The organism is Deltaproteobacteria bacterium, assembly GCA_018668695.1.
Taxonomy (GTDB): Bacteria; Myxococcota; XYA12-FULL-58-9; order XYA12-FULL-58-9; family JABJBS01; genus JABJBS01.
Map to the genome: position 1 here is coordinate 1 of JABJBS010000421.1, position 5,008 is coordinate 5,008.

The 5,008-nt window shown below is 51.3% G+C and carries 3 protein-coding genes; all 3 read left to right on the plus strand.

Going from position 1 to position 5,008, the window contains the following annotated elements:
* On the plus strand, positions 1-2,254 hold a 2,254-nt coding region (gene infB, locus HOK28_24925), incomplete at its 5' end, for a translation initiation factor IF-2 (GenBank protein MBT6436357.1).
* Positions 2,255-2,343: 89 nt separating this feature from the next.
* Entirely contained in the window at positions 2,344-4,383 is a 2,040-nt protein-coding gene (gene ligA, locus HOK28_24930) for an NAD-dependent DNA ligase LigA (GenBank protein ID MBT6436358.1), read from the plus strand.
* A gap of 154 nt (positions 4,384-4,537) precedes the next feature.
* A partial coding sequence (locus tag HOK28_24935) for a hypothetical protein (protein MBT6436359.1) occupies positions 4,538-5,008 on the plus strand: 471 nt, incomplete at its 3' end.

Sequence of the window (5,008 nt, forward strand, 5' to 3'; positions counted from 1 at the left end):
AGGACCTAAAGGCGGCGCACGTGTTGTACGTATGATCGATAAAGAAAAGCTGATGGAACGATTGCCTGCACGCCGCGGCGGCGGCGGTGGTCGTCCTGGTGGTGGCCGTCCCGGTGGTCCAGGTGGCGGTCGTCCCGGTGGTCCCGGTGGTGGTCGTCCCGGTGGCCCAGGTGGCCCAGGTGGCCCAGGTCGCGGTGCCCCACGTTTTGGCCAAGTTACCGAACTTAAAGTGGTAAGTGATCCATTTGGCGGTGGACGCGAAATGGTTCAAGTCGGGCGTGAGCGCAAGGGCCCTGGTGGTCCAGGCAAAGGCGCACCTCAAAAGAGACGCGGTCCAGGCGGCGGTAAGCCGAACCAAGGACCTAATAAGCGCAATATGATGAATATGCGTGAGCGTAGTTTTCAGCCTTCACGTCTTCGACGTAAAAAAGGCAAGAAGCATGCTCAGGTAGAAGTCGAACGCGGATTGCCGACACATATCAAAGAGTCAAAACGCGTAGTGAAGATGAAGGAAAATATCATCATCACAGACCTTGCGAAGCAGATGAACGTCAAAGCAGCGGAAATCATTCGTAAGTTGATTCCACTTGGGATGATGGTCACTGTAAACCAAATTGTCGACTTCGAAACAGCACAGCTTGTAAGCGAAGAGTTTGGTTACCGCGTTGAATCTATCGCCTTTAAAGAAGAGGAAGTTTTCGACGTAGTCGCGGTGGATGACGAAGATCCGGCGGACCTGGAAAATCGTCCTCCTGTTGTCACCATCATGGGACACGTTGACCATGGTAAAACTTCACTGCTCGATACCATTCGAAGCGCGAAGGTTGCCTCGGGTGAAGCTGGCGGTATCACGCAGCACATCGGTGCCTATTCAGTAGAGCTCAAGGGTAAGGGTAAAATTACTTTCCTTGATACACCAGGCCACGCGGCGTTCACGTCCATGCGTGCTCGCGGTGCTCAGGCAACGGACATTGTTGTACTGGTTGTTGCTGCTGATGATGGTTGCATGCCGCAAACAGAAGAGGCGATTCAGCACTCTCAAGCTGCAGGTGTTCCGATTGTCGTAGCGGTTAACAAGATGGATTTGGTGGATGCCAATCCTGACCGTGTTACTCAGGAACTTTCTCAGTTTAATATCATGCCGGAAGCTTGGGGCGGGGATACTCTCTTCGTTCAAACTTCAGCGATTAAGCAAACGGGTATTGATGAGCTGCTAGAAACGATTCTACTGCAGGCTGAAGTTCTCGAACTCAAAGCCAACCCTAAGCGAGATGCACAGGGTATCGTGGTTGAATCTCGTTTGGATAAAGGTCGCGGACCTGTTGCAACGATTTTGGTTCAACAAGGTACGCTTAAGAAGGGTGACTTCTTAGTCGTCGGTGAGCAGGTTGGTAAAGTACGGGCCATGACGGATCATACGGGCAAGCAGCTTAAAGTCGCTGGTCCTTCTTCCGCCGTTGAAATCATCGGTTTGGAAGGTACACCTGAAGCGGGCGATCAATTCAATGCTGTTGAATCGATGGAAAATGCTCGCGACGTTGCTGACCACCGTGTTGAGCAATCTAAAGCTGAGGAAAATGTTCCAAAGCCGAAGATGGGTCTTGAAGAATTGATGAAGCGTATGCGCAACGAAGAAGTTCCAGAACTTCGCGTTGTTCTTAAGTCTGATGTTCACGGTTCAGCAGAAGCGGTGAAGCAGGCGCTTGTGAAGCTTTCTACTGATGAAGTGAAAGTTAACATCATCTATTCTGGCGTTGGTGGAATTAAAGAATCTGACATCACACTTGCTTCTGCAAGTAAGGGTCTGGTTCTTGGTTTTGGTGTTCGACCCGATGGCAATGCTACCCGCGTTGCTGACAAAGAGAAGGTTGAAATCCGAACTTACAACGTCATCTACGAAATGGTTGATGATGTGAAGAAGGCTATGGAAGGCCTACTCGCACCTGAAGAAGTTGAGAAGGTTGTTGGACGAGCAGAAGTTCGTGAACTCTTCCGTATCAGCAAGGTTGGCGTCATCGGTGGTTCTCGTGTTCTCGACGGTAAGGCTCAGCGCTCTGCCAACGTTCGCGTTCTTCGCGACAGCCGAGAAATTTATGCGGGCAAGGTAGCCTCTTTGAAGCAATACAAAGATGATACCCGTGAAGTTGATTCAGGTCAGGAATGCGGTATCGGCGTAGAAGGCTACAACGACCTCAAGCTTGGCGATGTGATCGAATTCTTCACTGTTGAGCAGGTTGGCAGAACACTCGACTAATTCGAGTTTCTAACATCCTAAAATCCCAAGAATTGCCAGAGGGGTATGCTACCAAAGTGTTCGATAACACACTTTGTAGAGTAGCCCCGATGACAGTCCCCATTTCAGACTCCACTCTTACGCAAGCCGAAGCCCTTCGCGGGCAGCTGCGTGAACACAATCACCGTTATTATGTGCTCGACGCACCCATTATTTCCGATGGGGAGTACGATAGACTATTTCGCCAACTTCAAGATCTAGAAGAGAAGTATGCGGGGCTTCAGTCTCCAGATTCACCGACTATGCGGGTCGGGGCGCCGCCTCGATCTGATTTAGCCCAAGTTCCTCACCGCTATCCGATGCTTAGCCTTGGTAACGTGTTTGATGATCAGGAGTTGGCAGAATTTGATCTCAAGGTGAAGCGCCATCTCGGGCTTGGCGAAGATGAAGTATTAGACTACGCGGTTGAGCCTAAGATTGATGGTCTGGGGATTGAACTGGTTTACCAAGACGGGGTTCTACAGGTTGCCAGTACTCGAGGTGACGGCAAAGTAGGCGAAGATGTTACCGCAAACGCGAGAACCATTGGTTCGATTCCGTTGAGGTTAAGAGAAAGCTTCGATGGGCTGCTTGAGGTCCGCGGCGAAGTTTTTATGGAGAAGGCAGCATTCGCCCAAATGAACCAGTCGCGTGAAGAGCAAGGCCAAAGTGTCTTTGCCAACCCCCGTAACGCGGCAGCCGGTTCTCTGCGTCAGTTAGATCCGAATATTACGGCCCAGCGCCCGATGACGGCTATTCTTTACGCACTCTCGCATATTCCCGATGAAGACAGAATGCCCACGACCCACACGGATTTTGTGGCGTGGCTGGCCGAGCTGGGTTTTGCCACACTGCCGACCCAATATTGTCGTGGGGTCGGCGAAGTGAGTGCCGCTTACCAGGAGTTTTTAAAAACCCGTGATTCGATTCCTTTTGAAATCGATGGTGTCGTTGTCAAAGTCAATGAGCACCGGCTGCAAACCGAGCTGGGGCAAGTCTCCAGAGCGCCGCGATGGGCCACGGCCTATAAATTACCTGCTCAGCAAGAAACGACCACCGTTGAAGACATTGTTATTCAGGTTGGCCGAACAGGGGCTCTTACCCCGGTTGCTCATCTTCATCCGGTCAATATTGCGGGCGTGGTTGTTAGTCGCGCAACTTTGCACAATGCTGATGAGATCGCCCGCAAGGATGTACGGGTCGGCGATACGGTCTTGGTTCAACGCGCTGGTGACGTGATCCCAGAAGTGGTGCAAGTGATTCTTGAGAAACGTCTTGATGGCGCCGAGGCTTATGCGTTCCCCACCCATTGTCCGGCCTGCAACACTCAGGCTTCTCGTGAAGAAGGCGAGGCGGTCACCCGGTGCAACAATCGAAGCTGTTCGGCAAAAGTACTTGAGTCATTGCGGCATTATGCATCGCGAAAAGCGATGGACATCGATGGGCTCGGTAAAGAAATTGTGAAGCTTTTAATCACGTCGGGTTTGGTGAAAGATTTAGCCGGCCTTTATCGCCTCAGCTACGATCAGCTTATCGACCTCGAAGGGTTTAAAGAAAAGCGAACTGAAAATCTTCTGGTTGCGATTGATAAATCCAAAGAGCAGGGGCTGGCCCGGTTCGTGTTCGGTCTTGGGATTCGTCATGTTGGTGAGCATGTCGCTGGTATTCTGGCGAATGAGTTTGGCAGCCTTGAGGCGATGAGCCAAGCAACCGAGGAAACCCTAGCGGCGGTTCATGGCATTGGAACAGAAGTGGCGCAGGCGGTTGTTGATTATTTTAACGACGAGCAGAACCAAGCGATGCTTAGAGATTTTCGAGAGCTTGGCCTCGATCCCAAATTGCAGGCGGTGGAAAAGTCTTCCGATCTATTGGACGGAAAGACCGTCGTCGTCACTGGTAAGCTTACTGCTCTCGGCCGCGATGAGATGCACGCGCTTATCAAGGAGCACGGCGGGCGACCCGCTTCGAGTGTTTCCGGTAAAACCGACCTTTTGGTGGCCGGTGAGAAAGCCGGCTCAAAGCTTGCGAAGGCTGAGAAACTTGGAATTGCCGTGGCCTCTGAGCAATCCTTTTTGGCTATGATCGAAGGTAAAGAACCATTTCCAGCCTAGAATATTGATGTTTTGCTGAGCCACGGTTCATAATATCGACCAAAATTTCGACTCGCCGCGTTAAGCGATTGATCAATACTACATCAAGCGATAAGACTGTGTTTCTTCTCTTGTATTTCTAACACTTGGTCCTTCTGGACAGGCAGGAAATCGCATGTTTCGTCATTGTAGTCAGCTGTTTTCGATAGGCTTTTTAATCATTCTGGGCACGTTTGGCACGGGATGCTCGGGTTTTATCTACGGTACCACCGGGGATATTATTTCGGATTACGCCGTGGAGCACATGGGACCTTACGTTTTGGGTAGCAGTGATATCCAAATGGCCTGTGAGGATGGACGCTCGATCGGAAATTTACTGATGAGTTTCGAACGTGTGACGGATGCACCCAATAAAGCTGCCGTGACCGCCATGGTTTCGGCCGCAATGTGTGCCGAATTTGATGCCTACGAATACGAGTTACAGCACATGCTTCACCTCAAGGCGGCTCGAGTAGCTGAAGCCACGGACTCGCGAATCCTACAAAAGCGTGCGCATGAGCTCGCCGCTCGCCGGAATGCACGTGCTTATCAGCGCCTCGCGGCTGCTTTTGGTACTCCCGGAGAAGGCTGCCCAGAATTCGATGAA